This is a genomic window from Desulfoplanes sp. PS50, assembly GCF_053851535.1.
In genome coordinates this window covers 114,556-130,830 of the sequence record NZ_JBSPZA010000004.1, presented here as the reverse complement: position 1 = coordinate 130,830, position 16,275 = coordinate 114,556, and the positions used below count along the sequence as shown (strand labels likewise).

The following is a 16,275-nucleotide window of genomic DNA, read 5'->3' as shown; positions in this document are numbered from 1 at the left end:
CTGATCAAAGGAACAAATGGTATGATTGTATTATTAAAAAAGAAATGTTTTTTTTAATAAGAAATAATAGGGGGTGTAGGTTTGTTCGTAAATTGATTAACCATTTGTTATGTAATATTTTTTTATGATTTCATTTGATGACAATCAAAGAACCGACCGACAAATTTCTTGAAAAGGTTCGTTAAAGCCTACCAGGTGACAAGAGAGGGAACAAAGTTATCCACAGGTTGTTCGTAACGTATAATAAGCTGAAATGACATACAAACAATTGTTTGCCCACCTGACGTGAACCGGGTAGATTCGTCAAGAGACATGATCGTTTGCATATCCAGTTGTCATTGGGAGGTAGTATGAACACATTTACCATGGTCAGGCCGGAGCATCTCAATCATCACGGGTACTTATTCGGAGGAAGCATGCTCAAATGGGTCGATGAGTATGCCTGGCTGGTGGCGGCCAGGGACTTTCCCGGTTGTACCCTGGTTACCCGGGGGATGGACCGAATCGTTTTTTCCAAACAGGTCACAAACGGTTCGATTTTGCGTTTTTCCATCCTTCCCGCAAAACAGGGAAGGACCTCGGTGACCTATGCGGTGGAGGTTTTTGCCGACAGTCCCGGAGCCAGCAGTGAAGAAGCGGTTTTTTCAACCCATGTCACCTTTGTCCGGATCGGAAATACTGGTGAAAAAACTCCGCTTCCCGAGCTGACGACATATAGGTCCATGGAATTGTCATGACAGATGGTTTGGAAGGCTGGCTCAGCTCGGATCTGGTTATCGGCAACCGGACCATAAACGGTCGCCTGGCCCTGGCACCCATGTCCAAGCTCGGCCATATCGCGTTCAGGGAATTGGTGGCCGAATATGGCGGCTATGGGCTGCTGTTCACGGAGATGTGCAGTGCCCGGGCATTGCCTTCGGCCAATCCCTGTGTTTCTCCCTGTTTCAGATGGAGAGACAGAGAACTGGACCACCTGGTATGTCAGATATTTGGTTCAGATCCCCGGGATATGGCCTTGGCGGCACAGCGGGTCGAACACGAAGGGTTTTTCGGGGTGGATGTGAATATGGGTTGTTCCGTGTCCGGGATATGTAAGCACGGGTGCGGGGCGGCCCTGCTCAGAAATCCCGATCTGGCCGTGGCTGTGGTCCGTGAAATCAGAAAGGCGGTTTCCCTGCCCGTGTTCATCAAATACAGGACCGGGTGGAAGGATGATCCCGATTTTGCTGTTGATCTGGCCAAAAGGTTCGAGGACGCGGGTGCGGATTGTCTGACGTTTCATCCTCGGGTAGCCCCGGACAGACGTTCACGTCCCCCCAAATGGGAATATATAGCCCGGGTCAAAAAGGCGGTTTCCATCCCGGTTCTGGGTAATGGGAACGTGTGTACCCATGAAGATTGCAGGACCCTGGTCGAACAGACCGGATGTGACGGCGTGGCCCTGGGAAGAATGGCCATTGCCCGGCCGTGGATTTTTGCCGAATGGACAGGGAGGCTCAAGCCAGGTCCCGATCTTTTCAGACAGGCCGCCTTGACCCTTGTGGATCTTCTTGAAATCCATTTTGGTCCAGACATGGGATTTCGATATTTCAAAAAATATTCTCAATACCTGGCTGCCAATTTCATGTATGGACATACCATCTGGCCCAGACTTTGGAAGGGAGAGGGTCTGGACGCGGTCCGGGAGAATATTGAAACCTGTTTGAGCCCCTGTCCCGCACTTTCCTCCCGACCGAGTCTGTATATGTTTACAACATAAAAAAATCTAGCTGATATGTTTTGATTTCCATCGAATTTCCATGATATCGCATCCTGAAGAAAAGTTCGTTGTCATGGTGTCTCCAAAAGGAACGTTGACGGAATTTTGGGGGTGATTCACCCATTCGAGGGTGACAAAGGCATCGAGGGTCAACGAGTCGTGCTCCCTGACAGGATCGTTGATGACGAAATCCACAAAGGTATCCCCTGTTTTTTTTATGTTCACGGTCCTGGTAGTGTTTTTGGTCGTATAACTGACAAGAGTGACTGTACAGGAATGGACCCTGAATTTGGAAGGGTTGGGAGATTCGATGATGACCCGAACCTGTCTGTTGATGCACTCGATGGGTCCTGCCGCATTGGCCGAAAGGACAAGGCAGAACAGGGTCAGGGCTGCGAAGACAATACTGATCGATTTCATGGCGTATCCTCGATAAAAAGGGTAGGTGTTTTAATGAAGCCTGTTTGTGAATCCGCCTGCTTTGGAGTCAGGTGGTATGCAGGGTAAAATGCATTCCATCCATGCTGGAGAATTGGGCGGCTGCATTGAGAATGGCCTTTTTGTGGCCCTCGAGAGCCTGTTTGCCTGACTGGATGATTTCCGGAATGGAGGTATTTCCGACGACCTGTTTTTCCGGGATGTAGATGGTCATGATTTCAAAATTGTGCAGATCGATGGCCTGGAATTGTTGCGCCTTGAAAAGACTTTTTCGGAAGGTGCTGACCACGTTCATGTAGCATCGGCTCAGCCCCCCGGGCAGAGGGGAAATATCGTCTTCCACATAGATGCCCACGATGAGGTTCATCCCCCGATTCACGGCCTCCAGAACAGGGAGAGGGCTGCAATAGGATCCATCCACGAGTAATCGGTTTCCCCTGCGCAGGGGAGGCATGAGCGGGAAATGTGAGGACGTGGCATACACGGCCTGACTCACGGGTCCCTCTTCCAGACAAAAGGGCTCCCCGGTTTGGATATCCACCGTCTGGACGATGACCTTGGGGCTCAGGTCTTCGAGTTGGAGATCCTTGAATATCCGCTCATAGACCCGTTGCTGTTTGGAAGGATTATACAACCCTGAACCGATGTTGAAGCTTCCCGGGCGCTGCTCCATGAGTCCGGAAAGAACCTGTTTGTTTGCGCCGGTTGTATTTCTGGCCTCCTGAACCCGGCAAAAGGCCTTTTCCACCTGGGCCATGGAATAACCAGCTCCGAGAAATGCGGCGATCAGGCCTCCTCCCCCGCATCCGATCACCAGATCAGGACAAAGGCCTTGGGATTCCATGAATTCAATGGTCGGGAGTGCTGCAAGGGCTTTCAGACCTTCCGAACCGATGACCAATCCTATCTTTGGGGGGTGTTTCATATTTTAGCCTGAGGATGCAGCATACATCCGCCAAGGAGAGAACCTTGGCCGTGAAATTTTTTTTACAAAGTGTGAAAAGTCGTACCCAAGCACGATACTATAGGCAAGAAAAAAAAGAAAAAATACTATAACTGAAAGAGTTATAAAGAGATATTTTTGTTATACACAGAGGGATTCGTTTGATTGTCAGTTGGTGGACCCTTACAAGGAGCCAAGGAGAAAAGCATGGAAAAAAAGGATCATGGAAGCGCATTGGTGCTCGGTGTCTGTCTGATCATCGGGTTGTTCGGTCTGGGGTATCTTTTGGGGAATTCAGCACTGAAGATCAAGGAATTCGAACGTACCGTCAGGGTCAAGGGACTTTCCGAACAGGAGTACAAGGCCGATGTGGTTATCTGGCCGATCCAGTTTACCGAGGCGAGCAACAATCTTGGCGAACTCTACGGTTCCCTGGAGGCGAGTACGGCCATGATCACTGATTTTCTCCAGGCCAAGGGAGTCAAACAAGATGATATTTCCCTGTCCGCTCCCTCCATCACGGATAAATCCGCCCAGAGTTATAGTGACTCCAGAGAGGCAATGTTTCGGTACACCGCCGTGCAGAATGTGACCGTCTACTCCCGCGATGTTCCTCTGGTCAGATCGTTGATGACCAAACTCGGGGAACTGGGCAAAAAGGGTATCGTGTTTACTGGTGGAGGATACGAATATCAGACCGAATATCTGTTCACCAAACTCAATGAGATCAAACCTGATATGATCAAGGAGGCGACCACCAAGGCCCGGGAAGTGGCCCTTAAATTTGCCGAGGATTCCAAGAGTCGGCTCGGCAAGATCAAGCAGGCCTCCCAGGGGCAGTTCTCCATTACCTCCCGGGACAGGAACAACCCGCATATCAAGAAGATCCGGGTCGTTTCCACGGTGGAGTATTATCTTTCGGACTGATGATATGCATGACACTTCCCCTGTCTTTCTGCTCACGGATTTTGGCACGCGTGATCCCTATGCGGCCCAGATGAAGGCGGTCATCTTAAGCCGTGTTCCTGGTGCGCGGATCATCGACTACACCCATCATGTGCCGCCTTTTTCCATTGTTCAGGCCGGGTTTTTTCTCTGGTCCGGATATTTCTGTTTTCCCGAAACAAGCGTCATTGTCTGCGTGGTCGATCCCAGGGTGGGCACGGACAGGCGGATCGTTCTCACAACCTATGCGAACCGGATCGTCATCGCCCCGGACAACGGTCTGACCGGGATGCTTCTGCCTGAAGACGGCCAGGGGGTCAGGGCGTTTCAGATTTCTCTTGATCCGGGTATTGCGAGTCGGACCTTTCACGGCAGGGATGTTTTCGCCCCGCTGGCGGCCCGGGTGATAAGCGGCGAGCCCCTGGATAGGCTGGGTGATGAAATATCGCCCCTTTCTCTTGTGCGTTCACCCTGGGCGGATGCAGAGAGACACGATCAAAGGATCCGGACCCATGTTCTGCATGTGGATGGATTCGGGAATTGTTTGCTCGGGCTCATTATCAAGCAGTGGCATCAGATTGTGCAGACACATGGAAAAATGATTCTGCATCCCCTCGAACGCGTCGTGACTTTGGTGGGAACATACGGGGAATTGGATCAGGGTCGGATAGGGATTTTGGCGGGAAGTCAGGGGGTCTATGAACTCTGCCTGCGCGAGGATGATGCGGCCAAAAAACTGGGGCTTGCACCCGGAGACAGGGTGGAGCTGGAGTTGGTGGAGGAATGATCAGACTAGTTGCTATCTTCAGGATACTCGACGTATTCCAGACAGAGTCCCTGCGCCGGGGCCGTTGCCGGAGCCTGTGAGCGATCCCTGGCCTGGAGAATGGTTCGGGCCTGGTCCGGGGAAATTTTGCCCCGGCCGACCTGGTAGATCAGGCCGACCATGTTTCTGACCATCTGCTTGAGGAACCCGGTGGCCGAAAAGGTCCAGATCTGTTCCTGTCCGGTGATGCCCGGTGATCGGTCGATGCGGGTTACCCGGCGTACGGCGGACCGGACATCCGTGCCGATATTTTGAAAGCTCGTGAAATCGTGTTCCCCCACAAGGTGGGCAGCCGCCCTGTCCATGGCCCTGAAGTCCAGGGGGCCGGTATTCCAGACGTAGCGTCTGCGTTGTGGCAGGACATAGTCAGAAAGGGTCCACATGGTATAGGAATAGGTCTTGGAGATGCAGGAATACCGGGCATGAAAATCAAACCCCACCTCTTCGGCCTTTACAATGCGGATGGACGGCGGAAGCATGGCGTTGAGGGCCTTTTGCCAGGGGATGTGGGTCCTGGTTTCCGGGATGTCCACATGGGCCACCTGTCCCAGGGCATGCACCCCGGAATCGGTTCGTCCCGAACCAAATATCCGGGTGGGCTGGGCGCAGAGCACGGAAAGATGCTTTTCCAGACACTCCTGGATGGTCGGCTGACCCTTCTGGATCTGCCATCCGCAAAAATCAGTGCCCTCATAGGCGAGAGTGAGTCGTATTCGAGGCATAATAGTATTGAATGCGCAGGGCGCATAAGTACGCAGTGCACAGTGCGCAGGGCGCAGTTAAAAAAATACTTTCATCACAAAAAATTACGTATACAGAGATTGGTTATCTTCCCATCGTTTGTCTCTTAACCCTTACCCCCGTTTTTCCTGCGTACTGCGCCCTTCTGTACCCTTTTCTATTCCTTTTCCCTGATTTCCCTGAGCGTTCTTGCATAGGCCGCAAACACGTCTTCTCGTGCCAGCTGTCCCATTATCTGTGTGTGGTCATCGTTATCGACCACCGGGATCTGTCCGTAGCCTGAATCCACAAACTGCATGAGTGCGGTATACAAATCATCATCCGGATGGAGGATGACCGGTTTGCCGGCCACGTCCTTGGCCACCAGCAGGTCGGAGAGGCTGTCCTCGAACAGGACCTTGCGCAGATTCTGGACCGGAAGGATGCCGGTTATTTCATCTTCATGGTTGCGCACGGGAAAATAGAGTTCATTGGTATTGGCAATAATGTCGGTGATGGCACAGAAGGAGGTTCCTTCCTCCAGGGTGGTCACCAGCCCCGGTTTGTAGAAATCCCTGACCTGCAGGTCCTCCAGAATATTGATGGTTGCATCCTGGATATGGGCCGGGGATTCGAATTTGTTGTCCACCTGGTTTTCGTACAGGGAAAAATTTCTGGCCAGGACGATGCAGATGGCCGAACCAAGCATGAGCGGGGCCAACAGGCCGTATCCCTTGGTCAGTTCACAGACCATGATCAAGGGACCGATGGGCGCATTGGCCACCCCGGCAAAGAATGAGGCCATGCCTACCAGAACATAGGCTCCGGGCTGGGTGACAATGGCTGGAAAATACGCGTTGGCCGTGATTCCGACCACCCCGCCGGTCAGACCTCCGGCAAACAGGGCCGGGGCGAACATGCCCCCGCTGATCCCTGACCCCAGTACAATGGATGTGGCAATGGCCTTGCCCACGATGATCGCCAGCATGGTTCCCACGGTCAGTTTGCCCAGAATGGCCAATTCCAGCCATCCATACCCGCCGCAGAGAAGCTGCGGAAAGGCCCAGCCCATGAGTCCCATGAGCAGTCCGGCAATACCCATGGTCCAGACAAATCCGAGCTTGTCGGTCAGGGGCCAGAATATCTTGTATTTGACCGTGGTGAAGGTCTTGATCCAGAACCACCCCGAAAGAGCACAGGCCACGGCTAAAATGGCATAGAAGGGGAGTTCCCGGGGATCGGTAAAGGTGAAATGGGGGATGCCGAAGATGGGTTCCGTGCCAAAGACCAGGGTGAACAGGGAATAGGAGACCACCGAGGAGATGACCGCCGGAAGGATGGCCTCGGCCTCGAAATCTTCCCGGTAAATGACCTCGACCGCAGTCAGTGCACCGCCCAGGGGGGCCCTGAAGATGGCACCCAATCCTCCGGCAGCCCCGGCCAGAAGAAGGATTCTGCGTTCCTTGGCCGAGAGATTGATCTTCTGGGCAATCCAGGATCCGCATCCGGCTCCGAGCAGGGAAATGGGCCCTTCACGTCCCGCACTGCCGCCCGTGGCGATGTTCAGTACGGCAATCCCTGCCTTGATCAGAGGAACTGCAGGCCGCATGAGACCGGATTGCTGATGAAAGTTCTTGATCATTGCATCGGTCCCGTCGGTTCCGCTATACCGTGTGTCCGGGAGATATTTCCAGGTCAGCCAACCCGAAAGCAGCCCCACCGCAGTGGTGAAGACCGGGATGAGCCAGGGTCGATAGACAAGGTTGTGCAGGGCGTCGAAGATTTCCTCGCCCGCAGGAGCGGGCAGGTGCAGGCCGGCGGCCTTGTGCAGAAGGAGAAATTTGATGCCTTCAATGGAGGCAAAGAAAAGGATAGCCCCTATTCCGGAAACAACCCCTACGAGTACGCCCAGAATAAGCCAGCGGGCGTTGGTGATGGAGGTGTAGACCTGGACGGCTTCGTTGCGGATTTTTGCAAACGGCTTCAGAACGACAAAAAGAGACATGACGGGTTGGTTGGATGTGGAAGGATCATGCAGGAACTGCCTCAGGCGAGGCAAGGATGGTTCGAGCAATCTTTTTGTCCCTGGCGATCTGGGCCTTGAGTTCATCCAGGCCCGAGAACTTTTTTTCCGACCGCAGGCGTTGGACAAAATGGACCAGGATATCCTGATCGTACAGGTCGCCCTTGAAATCCATGATGTGGACCTCGACAGAAAGCACATCATTGCCGAATGTCGGGTTGAATCCGATGTTGGCAACAGCGGGCAGAATCGTCTTCTGAATTTCGGCCCAAACAGCGTAGACTCCTGTTTTAGGGAAGAGTTCGTCTGTCAGCTGGATGTTTGCGGTGGGGAATCCAAGCATGGGACCACCCCGTTTCATGCCGTGGATAACCCTGCCGGCTACCCGGTAGAATCGGCCCAGGAGCGGACGTGCCTCCCAGACCTGACCGGACTCGATCAGGTCCCTGATTCGTGTGGAGCTGACAATGACCCCATCCACGAGTACGGGATCGAGTTGTTCGACCTCAAAGCCGTAGACACGGCCCAATCGGCTCAAAAGCTCATAATTGCCCGCTCTGCCCTTGCCGAACGCGTAGTCGTAACCGATGATCAGCTTGCGTGTCTTGAGCGTTTCGACCAGATACGTGGCCACAAAATTTTCCGGAGACAGGGCAGCCAGCTCATGATTGAATTCCAGACACAGGGTATAATCGAGGTCCATCCCGCCCAGTAGTTCGAGTTTCTGGTCCAGGAGGGTGATCAACGGCGGGTTGGAATTTCCTGTGAACAGGCGCAGCGGGTGCGGTTCGAAGGTTACGGCCACGCTGGAAAGACCGAGAGTTTTGGCCTGGGAGACGGTTTTTTCGAGCAGGGTCCTGTGACCGAGATGCACTCCATCGAAATTTCCGATGGTCACACAGGACCCGGAAATTTTTGACGCTATCTCTTCAGCTTGGTGACATATGATCATCAGTACCTCGACTCCTCCAAAAAATGAAACAAAGGACCTATCCCAAAACGGTCCGGGGTTCAAGGGAACATTGGGAGCAACCCGGGGCACATCTGTTTTCATGCAAGCACCTGAAATATGATGGCCGGCTTGCTTCCCTTAGGACGCTTTGAAACTCTCTCGCCGACCGCGTACCATCAAGCCGTTGCTCAATGAAAACCAGCCATAGGGGCAAGATCTCAGGCAAGGCCTGATGAACGATGCCTGGCTTACTCAGACAGTCAAACCGCCAGAACGGGGGCAAGCCGAGCGTATCCTTCCGGGTGCCTGGATGCGTACAGATTTTTTCTGGCCACCAACTTTGTAAAAGAGACCAAAAAAAACTTGCCAAGGAATACGGTTATGGATACAAAGCCTCTTCGTTGATGCCGAAGTGGTGGAATTGGTAGACACGCTAGGTTCAGGGTCTAGTGGGTTCACGCCCGTGGGAGTTCGAGTCTCCCCTTCGGCACCATGGCTACAAGGCCCTTATGGAATGATCCATAAGGGCTTTTTTCGTTTGAGACACAAGGAGGATACGGATGGACATTCCCCAGGGCCTGGATGTGGTCTATGCCGATCGCAAGATCGTGGTAGTCAACAAGCCGAGCGGTCTGCTCTCCGTACCCGGGCGGGGCCCGGAAAACCAGGACTGTGTGGTCAATCGGGTTAGGGAAATGTTCCCGGAGTCGCGCAGGTTTCCCTCGGTTCATCGACTGGACATGGATACCTCCGGTCTCATGGTTCTGGGAATCACGGCCCGGGCGAACAGGGAGCTTTGTATTCAATTCCAGCAGCGGGAAGTGGACAAAAAATATATAGGACTGTTGGACGGGTTGGTTGCCAAACCCGAAGGCATGATCGATCTCCCGCTGCGCATGGACAGGTTCAACCGTCCCTATCAGGTCTATGACCCCATTCATGGTAAACGGGCCCTGACACAATGGCGCAGGCTGGGAGTCGAAGATGGCCATACCCGGGTTGAGTTCATTCTGCTTACCGGAAGGACCCATCAACTCCGGGTACACAGTGCCCATCCTCTGGGCCTTGGTTGCCCCCTGGTCGGTGACCGTCTTTATGGAACCGGGACAGGACCGGGTCAGCTCAGACTCCATGCGGGCTATCTCCGATTTACCCACCCAAAGACCAAGGAGATCATGGAGTTCGCTACCGAGCCGCCGTTTTGAGGGTTCTGCCTGTGGATTGCGGTGGATTCCGGGTGGAGGTTGTACGTCGGTTTGTGCCGTGCTTATGAACAAAAAAAGGCCCCCTTCTTGTGAAGGGGGCCTTTTGAGGTCACAGTATCAACTGATGGTTAAGCGATAGTGACGTTTGCGGCTGCGGGACCCTTGGGACCCTGTTCGATTTCAAAGCTGACCCTCTCGCCTTCCTTGAGGGACTTGAAACCACCGCTGTTGATAGCGGAATAATGAACAAATACGTCAGGACCACCGTCCTGCTCGATGAAGCCGAAACCCTTGCTGTCGTTAAACCATTTTACTGTTCCATCTGCCATTGTGAATACTCCTTGTAAAAAAATTGTACTGGGTGCATCTGTTTCTAACATCAGGTGGAGCCACAATGAAAAATGGAGCTTTCCTTCTGTAACGAAACCCGACCACCACCGTGGTGATCGTTTGCTGCAAGGTCTCTAATCCATGAGAATGGTGGACAAGTCAAGGAGTATTTTTGATTTTTGAAAAAAATATTTTTTTTCTACCGAGGTTCGATCAGGATGGGATCGAAGACTTCCCCGCAGAGACATTTCCCACCGTCCGGAGTAACTTCAAAGGTGTTTTCGACGCCGACCATACCCAGCCCCTTGATGCCGATCTTGGGCTCCAGGGCCATGGTCATGCCTTGTTCAAGGGGCTCGTCGAAACGCCAGGCAATGACCGGGTATTCGTCAATGGCCAGACCAATGCCGTGACCGAGAAAGCGGACTTTGTTCTCGCCAAGCCCCATGAATCCTTCCTTGTGTCCTTTATCTTCCGCACGTTTCCAGCACTTTTTGAAGAGTTCGCTGGGAATGGCCCCGGGACGCAGTCGTTCTGCGATCCAGGTCTGGATTTCCAGACAGAAATCCTGGGCCCTGCGGGCAGCGTCCGGGATGGCTGCGTCAGCGGACCAGTACACCTGGGTCTTGTCCGAATGGTAGCCGTCCAGGCAGAAGCCGCAGTCCAGGGTCAGGGGATGGTCGGAATGCCAGAGAGTTTTTGCATCACCCATATGCGGAATGACCGGATGAACACCCCGTAAGCCCACAGGTCCGTTGAACACGCTGGGATAGTTGGCGCTGTCTCCGGCAGCCACATGACCGAGAAAGATCTCTTCCCCGAAATGTTCCATGCGCATCATTCCGCAATGGCCATGGGCCAGAAAGATCTCCCATATTTTCAGGCTGATTTCCCGCTCATTCATCCCTGGATGGATCTGTTCAGGCAGGACACGGCAGAGGCAGTGGTCGTGCAGTTGTCCGGCCTTACGCATCTTGGTCAGTTCCCATTCGGTCTTGACCGCCCGGGCCCTGGCCAGAAGAGCATCTCCGGGAACAAGGGTTGTATCCTTGAGATGTTTTTGAAGGGACCGGCCCAGCGACCAGGGCATTCCGGCCATGTCCACGGCTATGGTTGCTCCCAGAGGGGCATTGAAATCCCGAAAGATGTCCCCAAGCTGGGCAAAGGAGCGGTATTCTCCAATGGTTGTCAAGGGAGAGTCCAGTCTGGCCCGTTCGATCCCTTTGCGGCACAGGAGAATGGGCTCACCTTCTCTGGGCACCCAGACCAGTCCATTGATCCATGATCCGGTCAGGTAATAGATGCTCAGCCGGGCAAAAACCAGCATGCCCGATGCCTCGGGGAGATGTTTGGCAAGAAGATTCTGGAGTCGTCTGGTTCGCCATTGTGATTCGGAAAGAGGGAGTTGCTCGAGTGAAGTAAAGGTCATGAATACCTCGCTGAAGAAATGATGTTTTGCGATCCCGATAGATCATCCCGTTCATATAAGGGATCAATGTGATATTGAAGGGGGGCTCGACTATTATCCATGTTTCAGATGGTGGATCTGGGGTGCCCAATGCTCCATTTCCGGTCGTATGCGCATTATGCCGATTTCCTGACCGATTTCACAGGCAAGGCAGCCCAGGAACAGGAGGAGCATGATCACTCCGAGGATCTTTTTTCCGGATGTCGTGCTTTTCTTGAGGAAAATAATGCTCGGAAGGATGCCGAAGAGGATGACGATTCCCACCCCGCCGACAATGTTCAGGGCCTGGAGAAAGACCTCGGGCCAGATCAGGGCAATGGCCAGGGGCGGAATAAACGTCAGCAGAATCACAACCATGCGGTTTGTGATCCCGAGCTGATTCTCGGTCATATCCCGGACGAAACCCATCAACCCCATGCTGTTGGCCAGATAAGATGTCATTATCGCCAACAGGGAAAAAATCAGGGATGCGATCATGAAAAGCGGGGTGCCCAGTATCTTGGCCATGGGTACGGTTGCCGGAAGATTATTCTGGAAGGAGGCGAGCAGACTGTTGGCGGAATCATCCAGCGGCAGGACTCCCAGGGCGGTCTGTATCCACAATGCGTTCATCACGAAGCCCATGATCATGCCAAGGAGCATGGTTTTCCAGAGCAGCGAAAAGTTCCAATTGAGACTCGTGCTGATGGTCGGGATGATATTGTGGAAATGGAAGGCGGTGACAATGATCGGTGCGGTTGCCGGCAGAAATTTCCAGTCTGCAAAGGTGTAATGACTCACCTGTACCCGGGTTTCGCCCATAAAGACCATGAGGAAGAAGAACACGAGCAGGCAGAGCATGATCAAGGTATTGTATTTGAGGATCAGCCCCGTGTTCATCAGGGCCACCCAGGTGATGATGGTGAAAAAGATCAGGGTGAGCAGCCAGTTGTACTCGGTCGGGATGTGGAAGAGATTGGCCAGGATGGCCGCCCCGCCGGTCAGATAGGCAACCAGGAGCCCGTAGAGGATGAGCATGTTCGCGAAGATGGCCACCCATTTCCCGGCCGCGCCCAGATACTGCTGGTACAGGCTGGGGAGGTTGAAATTTTCTTTTTTGCTTGCCACAGCCTCCTTACCCAGGACAAGGGCGGAAAAAAACATGGCCCCCCCGAGTACGATCATTCCGATCATGGCCGGTCCGAGTCCTGCAAGCCCCGTGTTGATGGGAAGGGCCAGGATGCCTACGCCGATGAGATTGCCGACAACGAGAAAGCTGATGGTCAGGACGACCACCAAGGTGGATTGCTTGCTCATGGGTCACCTTCGCGGATGAGGTGTGCGTACTGAAAAATTGTATGGAGTCTATTGTCTTACTCAGCGAGACCGGAGTTGCGTTCCTCATCCTTAACGGATGCCGGGTCTCGGTGATGGCGTTAGTATACAGGCATATTTCGTCAAAGACCACATCGGTTTTGTTCCTGAAAACCAGGGGGCCATGGAGAAGGTCTCGTATCAGCACCGCATGTGTTTGCTCAAAAATCGATCCAGGCTGTTGGCAAATTCATGGGCATCCTTTTTGTTCATGGGTGCCGGTCCCCTGGTCTGCTCCCCGCAGTCACGGATTTCCTGCATGAAATTGCGCATGGTCAGGTACTGCTTGATGTTTTCTCTGGTAAAGATTCCTCCCCGGTGGTCTATGGCGTGGGCTTGTTTCGTGATCACGTGATCCGCCAGGGGAATGTCTGCCGTGATGACCAGATCCCCTTCCTCGACCAGCTCCACGATGCGGTTGTCGGCTTCGTCCGGCCCGGCACCGACTATGATATCCTTGATATATATCGATTCCCCAAGGTAGATGCGTTTGTTGGCCACCACGAAGGTCTGCAGCTCGAGCCGCTGTATGGCCCGGACCATGATCGGCTTGAGCAGGTTGGGGAAGGCGTCGCCGTCGATATAGAGCTTCATGAGCAGATCTCCTTGACCCTGCCCACATCGCCGCTCGTCAAACGGACCTTGATGCCATGGGGATGGGTTGGGGATTTTGTCAGGATGTCTTTGACGATCCCCTGAGTCAGGACACCGGTTTTCTGGTCCTTTTTGAGGACGATATTGACCGTTTGGCCGGGATGTATGTTTGCTCGTTGTGTTCCGTTCATCAGGGAAGGTTCTCCAGGTTAGAGAGACTTAGGTCTGCTCACTTGCCGCTTGAACAATTTTCTGCTCGTGATTCCAACGTATTCAATTTCCTCATCCGGTCAACTTTTTCCACCAGGTGACCTTTTCCCAGGAGAATCCCCCGGGAACGCAGGGCCAGATGGAGTTGTTCTGGGTGAGGGGTTCCGTGGCCAGAGGAAAGGGGGAGACTTCACAGGCTCGGTCAAAGAGTCGGCTTTTGGGGATGGGGGTGTAGTGGGCCAGTTCCGGGCGTAGGCCCCATTTTTTGACCTGGTCGATGGTGGCCATGACCTCGTTCTCGTCCTGGTCGGGCAGGCCGAAGAGGATGTAGCAGGCCATGTCTTTGTGTTCGAACCCGGCCTCCACCAGGGTGCGGATGCCGTATTCCCATTGTTCGCTGGTCAGTTTGGCGTCATGGCGGTGGCTGAAATCCGCGGTTTCCAGACCCAGGCGGATGGTGGTCATGCCGGCCCGTTTGAATCGGGCGCAGACATCCGGGGTCAGGTAGCGGATATGCATGGCGTTGGGGGTGTGCAGACGGATGTCCGTGTCCAGGCTCTCCAGCCAGTCGAGCAGCGGCCAGAGCCAGGTGTCGGGCTGGACCAGGAGGGCATCGTCGTAAAAGGCGAAATCCCGGACCCCGCGTCCGATCTGATCGGCAACATTTGCTTTGATGGACTCGAATCGTCCCTGATTGAATCTGGGATAGAGCTGGTTGCTTGCGCAATATTCGCAATGAAAGGGACATCCTCGTGAACCGAGAATGGGGGCGAACAAGGGGCGGGAATAGAGATCCAGGGCCGGGGTCATGCCTGCGTCGTCAGGAAGGGGTACAGGGGAACACCCGAGCTGATTCCAGACTGCGTCCCAATTGTCTTTTTGTTCCAAGGGGCCCTGGATCAGAAGATCGGCCTCCTGGCCCTGCGCATGATCCGGGCACAGGGATGCATAGGTTCCTCCGAGAATGATCGGGACTTTGGGCAGAATCTGGCGGACAAGGTGGATCATGGCTGTCACGCCCGGGTACCAATAGGTCATCACCGAGGTGATCAACACACCGTCGGGCCTGGGGGACAGGTGTTCCAGGGCACTTTTTACCCAATCAAGGGGCAGGCCGTACCGGCTGTAGATGCGGGGAATGGTCCGCAGCGCATGGGGTTTGGGGAGAGGTTGTTTGGGATAATGGCCCCGGCCGAACCGGTTCTGTTTGGGCCATGATACACCCTCCCAGGTAGGGTCCATGCAGTCGAGCAGACCGATGGAAGCACCTGCCTGCCGGAACATTTCCAGACAGGTCAAAAGCCCTACGGGTCTGGACCACAGATTGTAGGCCGCGAAATCGTAGACCCAGGGATTGATGCCCAGGATGCGCGGGGAGTTCCCAAAATCAGCGGATGGATTCCAGGTAATTGTTGGCCATGATGGCATCATCGGAAGAGGGTGCTGTTTCTATGACCCGCTTGAACCATTGGCGGGCCTCGTTAAGGCGTTCCAGGCGGATCAGATTTTCGCCCAGGGCAAGCATGATGGACGTATTTTCCAGGTCGGATTCCGCGCCCTGTTCGAGCCATTTCTGGGCATCCCCGACGCGATCCTGATCGACGAGGATTTTTCCCAGGAGCAGATAGGCCGGGATATACCGCCAATTCTTGTCCACAGCCATGCGGGCATATGTTTCAGCCTGGGCCATGTTGCCCTGCCTGGCGTAGAGATCGGCCATATTGTAGGCCGGATATTCTTTGCGCAGATAATTGGGGATGTCGAGGGCCTTGGTGTAGGCCTTTTGGGCTGCTGTATCGTTGTCCAGGGCCACATAGACCTGTCCGAGGTAATTCCATGCATCGCCCAGCCGGGGTTCAAGATGGACGGCCCGTTCAAAGCTTTCCCGGGCCTTTGGAAACTCTCCCATCAGACTGTACACATGGCCGAGATCAAAGAACACACGGGAGTTGTTTTCGGAATCCTTTTTGACCAGGAGGAGTTTTTCCAGGGCCGAACGGTTTTTGCCTCCCCGGATATAACTCTCGGCCAGATCGAGCTGAATGGAGATCTCCTCGGAACTCATCCGGGGCTGGTCCATAGATCCGGGATCGGGGTTGTGCGAGCAGGCGGGGAGGAGAAAAAGGATGAAGGAGAATAATATACGATAAAGGATACAGGATGTTGGGAGAGTCACGCATGCGTGGGTGGAGCCGGAGGGGCGTGAAAAGTGGTGCCAGGAAATGGTGTGCATGGTCGGTCCCATCCTGAGTTATGATCGGATTGTGTTTTGCGGCACCAACCACGCATGCCGCAAAACACAATGAACGCCATATGAAATTTTTTTATCGTAGGGGCGATTCACGAATCGCCCTTTGTAATGAAGGGGAAGAACATTGCGCAATGGTTGTGTAATGTTTTATTAAAATTCTTGCATACACAAGAGAATGTTTTCCCTCGCCTCCCTGGGCTCTGTCAAACGGGCGATTCGTGAATCGCCCCTACGGGATAGAAGACAGATAGCAGATGA

17 protein-coding genes and 1 tRNA gene are annotated in these 16,275 nt (G+C 53.8%); 6 read left to right on the top strand and 12 right to left on the bottom strand.

Translation table 11 applies throughout. The annotated features are described in order from the left end of the window. Window positions 1-350 precede the first annotated feature (350 nt). Both ACTVJH_RS03225 and ACTVJH_RS03220 read left to right on the top strand, forming a co-directional pair. On the top strand, window positions 351-737 hold the full coding sequence (locus ACTVJH_RS03225) for an acyl-CoA thioesterase (RefSeq protein ID WP_455987396.1): 387 nt from the start codon (window positions 351-353) through the stop codon (window positions 735-737). Continuing rightward, entirely contained in the window at window positions 734-1,759 is a 1,026-nt protein-coding gene (locus ACTVJH_RS03220) for a tRNA dihydrouridine synthase (protein ID WP_455987394.1), read from the top strand. The genes ACTVJH_RS03225 and ACTVJH_RS03220 overlap by 4 nt, the downstream gene beginning before the upstream one ends. Before the next feature lie 6 nt (window positions 1,760-1,765). Here the strand turns inward: ACTVJH_RS03220 and ACTVJH_RS03215 are convergent, their stop codons facing one another. Beyond that, complete coding sequence (locus ACTVJH_RS03215; protein ID WP_455987392.1) at window positions 1,766-2,179, bottom strand: hypothetical protein; 414 nt, start codon at window positions 2,177-2,179, stop codon at window positions 1,766-1,768. 67 nt (window positions 2,180-2,246) lie between these two features. Next, window positions 2,247-3,122 carry a patatin-like phospholipase family protein gene (locus tag ACTVJH_RS03210; RefSeq protein WP_455987390.1) on the bottom strand — a complete coding sequence of 292 codons (876 nt, stop codon included), beginning with the start codon at window positions 3,120-3,122 and terminating at the stop codon, window positions 2,247-2,249. 225 nt (window positions 3,123-3,347) lie between these two features. Here ACTVJH_RS03210 and ACTVJH_RS03205 point away from each other — a divergent pair, with 225 nt between their 5' ends. Next, window positions 3,348-4,067, top strand: a complete 720-nt coding sequence (locus ACTVJH_RS03205; RefSeq protein ID WP_455987388.1) for an SIMPL domain-containing protein — start codon at window positions 3,348-3,350, stop codon at window positions 4,065-4,067. 4 nt (window positions 4,068-4,071) lie between these two features. Continuing rightward, entirely contained in the window at window positions 4,072-4,872 is an 801-nt protein-coding gene (locus ACTVJH_RS03200; RefSeq protein WP_455987386.1) for an SAM hydrolase/SAM-dependent halogenase family protein, read from the top strand. A 5-nt stretch (window positions 4,873-4,877) separates the two neighbouring features. Here ACTVJH_RS03200 and truA read toward each other — a convergent pair whose 3' ends face one another. The 3 genes from truA to ACTVJH_RS03185 form a co-directional block, all read right to left on the bottom strand. Then, window positions 4,878-5,633 carry a tRNA pseudouridine(38-40) synthase TruA gene (truA, locus tag ACTVJH_RS03195; RefSeq protein ID WP_455987384.1) on the bottom strand — a complete coding sequence of 252 codons (756 nt, stop codon included), beginning with the start codon at window positions 5,631-5,633 and terminating at the stop codon, window positions 4,878-4,880. 176 nt (window positions 5,634-5,809) lie between these two features. Then, window positions 5,810-7,636 carry a chloride channel protein gene (locus ACTVJH_RS03190; protein ID WP_455987382.1) on the bottom strand — a complete coding sequence of 609 codons (1,827 nt, stop codon included), beginning with the start codon at window positions 7,634-7,636 and terminating at the stop codon, window positions 5,810-5,812. A 25-nt stretch (window positions 7,637-7,661) separates the two neighbouring features. Then, window positions 7,662-8,606 (bottom strand): bifunctional riboflavin kinase/FAD synthetase, encoded by a 945-nt coding sequence (locus ACTVJH_RS03185; protein WP_455987380.1) that lies wholly within the window; start codon window positions 8,604-8,606, stop codon window positions 7,662-7,664. A gap of 406 nt (window positions 8,607-9,012) precedes the next feature. On the opposite strand from ACTVJH_RS03185, the gene ACTVJH_RS03180 reads away from it, so the two are divergent. Continuing rightward, window positions 9,013-9,099 (top strand) — tRNA-Leu (locus tag ACTVJH_RS03180). Window positions 9,100-9,166: 67 nt separating this feature from the next. Continuing rightward, the gene (locus tag ACTVJH_RS03175) at window positions 9,167-9,811 is read left to right on the top strand and encodes an RluA family pseudouridine synthase (protein WP_455987378.1); all 645 of its coding nucleotides are present in this window, start codon (window positions 9,167-9,169) and stop codon (window positions 9,809-9,811) included. 128 nt (window positions 9,812-9,939) lie between these two features. Here ACTVJH_RS03175 and ACTVJH_RS03170 read toward each other — a convergent pair whose 3' ends face one another. From ACTVJH_RS03170 to ACTVJH_RS03140, 7 genes are all read right to left on the bottom strand, one after another. Continuing rightward, window positions 9,940-10,140 (bottom strand): cold-shock protein, encoded by a 201-nt coding sequence (locus ACTVJH_RS03170; protein ID WP_455987376.1) that lies wholly within the window; start codon window positions 10,138-10,140, stop codon window positions 9,940-9,942. A gap of 200 nt (window positions 10,141-10,340) precedes the next feature. Next, a complete protein-coding gene (locus ACTVJH_RS03165; protein WP_455987374.1) occupies window positions 10,341-11,570 on the bottom strand; it encodes a M24 family metallopeptidase in 1,230 nt (409 codons plus the stop codon). A gap of 93 nt (window positions 11,571-11,663) precedes the next feature. After that, window positions 11,664-12,905 carry an aromatic amino acid transport family protein gene (locus ACTVJH_RS03160; RefSeq protein WP_455987372.1) on the bottom strand — a complete coding sequence of 414 codons (1,242 nt, stop codon included), beginning with the start codon at window positions 12,903-12,905 and terminating at the stop codon, window positions 11,664-11,666. A gap of 198 nt (window positions 12,906-13,103) precedes the next feature. Then, entirely contained in the window at window positions 13,104-13,556 is a 453-nt protein-coding gene (locus ACTVJH_RS03155; RefSeq protein ID WP_455987370.1) for a YaiI/YqxD family protein, read from the bottom strand. Then, window positions 13,553-13,747 carry a YwbE family protein gene (locus ACTVJH_RS03150; RefSeq protein ID WP_455987368.1) on the bottom strand — a complete coding sequence of 65 codons (195 nt, stop codon included), beginning with the start codon at window positions 13,745-13,747 and terminating at the stop codon, window positions 13,553-13,555. The genes ACTVJH_RS03155 and ACTVJH_RS03150 overlap by 4 nt, the downstream gene beginning before the upstream one ends. A gap of 91 nt (window positions 13,748-13,838) precedes the next feature. Then, a complete protein-coding gene (locus tag ACTVJH_RS03145; protein WP_455987366.1) occupies window positions 13,839-15,197 on the bottom strand; it encodes a B12-binding domain-containing radical SAM protein in 1,359 nt (452 codons plus the stop codon). Further along, window positions 15,154-15,831 (bottom strand): tetratricopeptide repeat protein, encoded by a 678-nt coding sequence (locus ACTVJH_RS03140; RefSeq protein WP_455987364.1) that lies wholly within the window; start codon window positions 15,829-15,831, stop codon window positions 15,154-15,156. Before ACTVJH_RS03140 ends, ACTVJH_RS03145 begins: the two co-directional genes overlap by 44 nt. Between the last annotated feature and the right edge of the window lie 444 nt (window positions 15,832-16,275).

Bases quoted from the DNA above. Each gene is read 5' to 3' on its own strand.
- ACTVJH_RS03225 (WP_455987396.1), top strand. From the start codon at position 351: ATGAACACATTTACCATGGTCAGGCCGGAGCATCTCAATCATCACGGG.
- ACTVJH_RS03220 (WP_455987394.1), top strand. From the start codon at position 734: ATGACAGATGGTTTGGAAGGCTGGCTCAGCTCGGATCTGGTTATCGGC.
- ACTVJH_RS03215 (WP_455987392.1), bottom strand. From the start codon at position 2,179: ATGAAATCGATCAGTATTGTCTTCGCAGCCCTGACCCTGTTCTGCCTT.
- ACTVJH_RS03210 (WP_455987390.1), bottom strand. From the start codon at position 3,122: ATGAAACACCCCCCAAAGATAGGATTGGTCATCGGTTCGGAAGGTCTG.
- ACTVJH_RS03205 (WP_455987388.1), top strand. From the start codon at position 3,348: ATGGAAAAAAAGGATCATGGAAGCGCATTGGTGCTCGGTGTCTGTCTG.
- ACTVJH_RS03200 (WP_455987386.1), top strand. From the start codon at position 4,072: ATGCATGACACTTCCCCTGTCTTTCTGCTCACGGATTTTGGCACGCGT.
- truA (WP_455987384.1), bottom strand. From the start codon at position 5,633: ATGCCTCGAATACGACTCACTCTCGCCTATGAGGGCACTGATTTTTGC.
- ACTVJH_RS03190 (WP_455987382.1), bottom strand. From the start codon at position 7,636: ATGTCTCTTTTTGTCGTTCTGAAGCCGTTTGCAAAAATCCGCAACGAA.
- ACTVJH_RS03185 (WP_455987380.1), bottom strand. From the start codon at position 8,606: ATGATCATATGTCACCAAGCTGAAGAGATAGCGTCAAAAATTTCCGGG.
- ACTVJH_RS03175 (WP_455987378.1), top strand. From the start codon at position 9,167: ATGGACATTCCCCAGGGCCTGGATGTGGTCTATGCCGATCGCAAGATC.
- ACTVJH_RS03170 (WP_455987376.1), bottom strand. From the start codon at position 10,140: ATGGCAGATGGAACAGTAAAATGGTTTAACGACAGCAAGGGTTTCGGC.
- ACTVJH_RS03165 (WP_455987374.1), bottom strand. From the start codon at position 11,570: ATGACCTTTACTTCACTCGAGCAACTCCCTCTTTCCGAATCACAATGG.
- ACTVJH_RS03160 (WP_455987372.1), bottom strand. From the start codon at position 12,905: ATGAGCAAGCAATCCACCTTGGTGGTCGTCCTGACCATCAGCTTTCTC.
- ACTVJH_RS03155 (WP_455987370.1), bottom strand. From the start codon at position 13,556: ATGAAGCTCTATATCGACGGCGACGCCTTCCCCAACCTGCTCAAGCCG.
- ACTVJH_RS03150 (WP_455987368.1), bottom strand. From the start codon at position 13,747: ATGAACGGAACACAACGAGCAAACATACATCCCGGCCAAACGGTCAAT.
- ACTVJH_RS03145 (WP_455987366.1), bottom strand. From the start codon at position 15,197: ATGATGCCATCATGGCCAACAATTACCTGGAATCCATCCGCTGATTTT.
- ACTVJH_RS03140 (WP_455987364.1), bottom strand. From the start codon at position 15,831: ATGAGTTCCGAGGAGATCTCCATTCAGCTCGATCTGGCCGAGAGTTAT.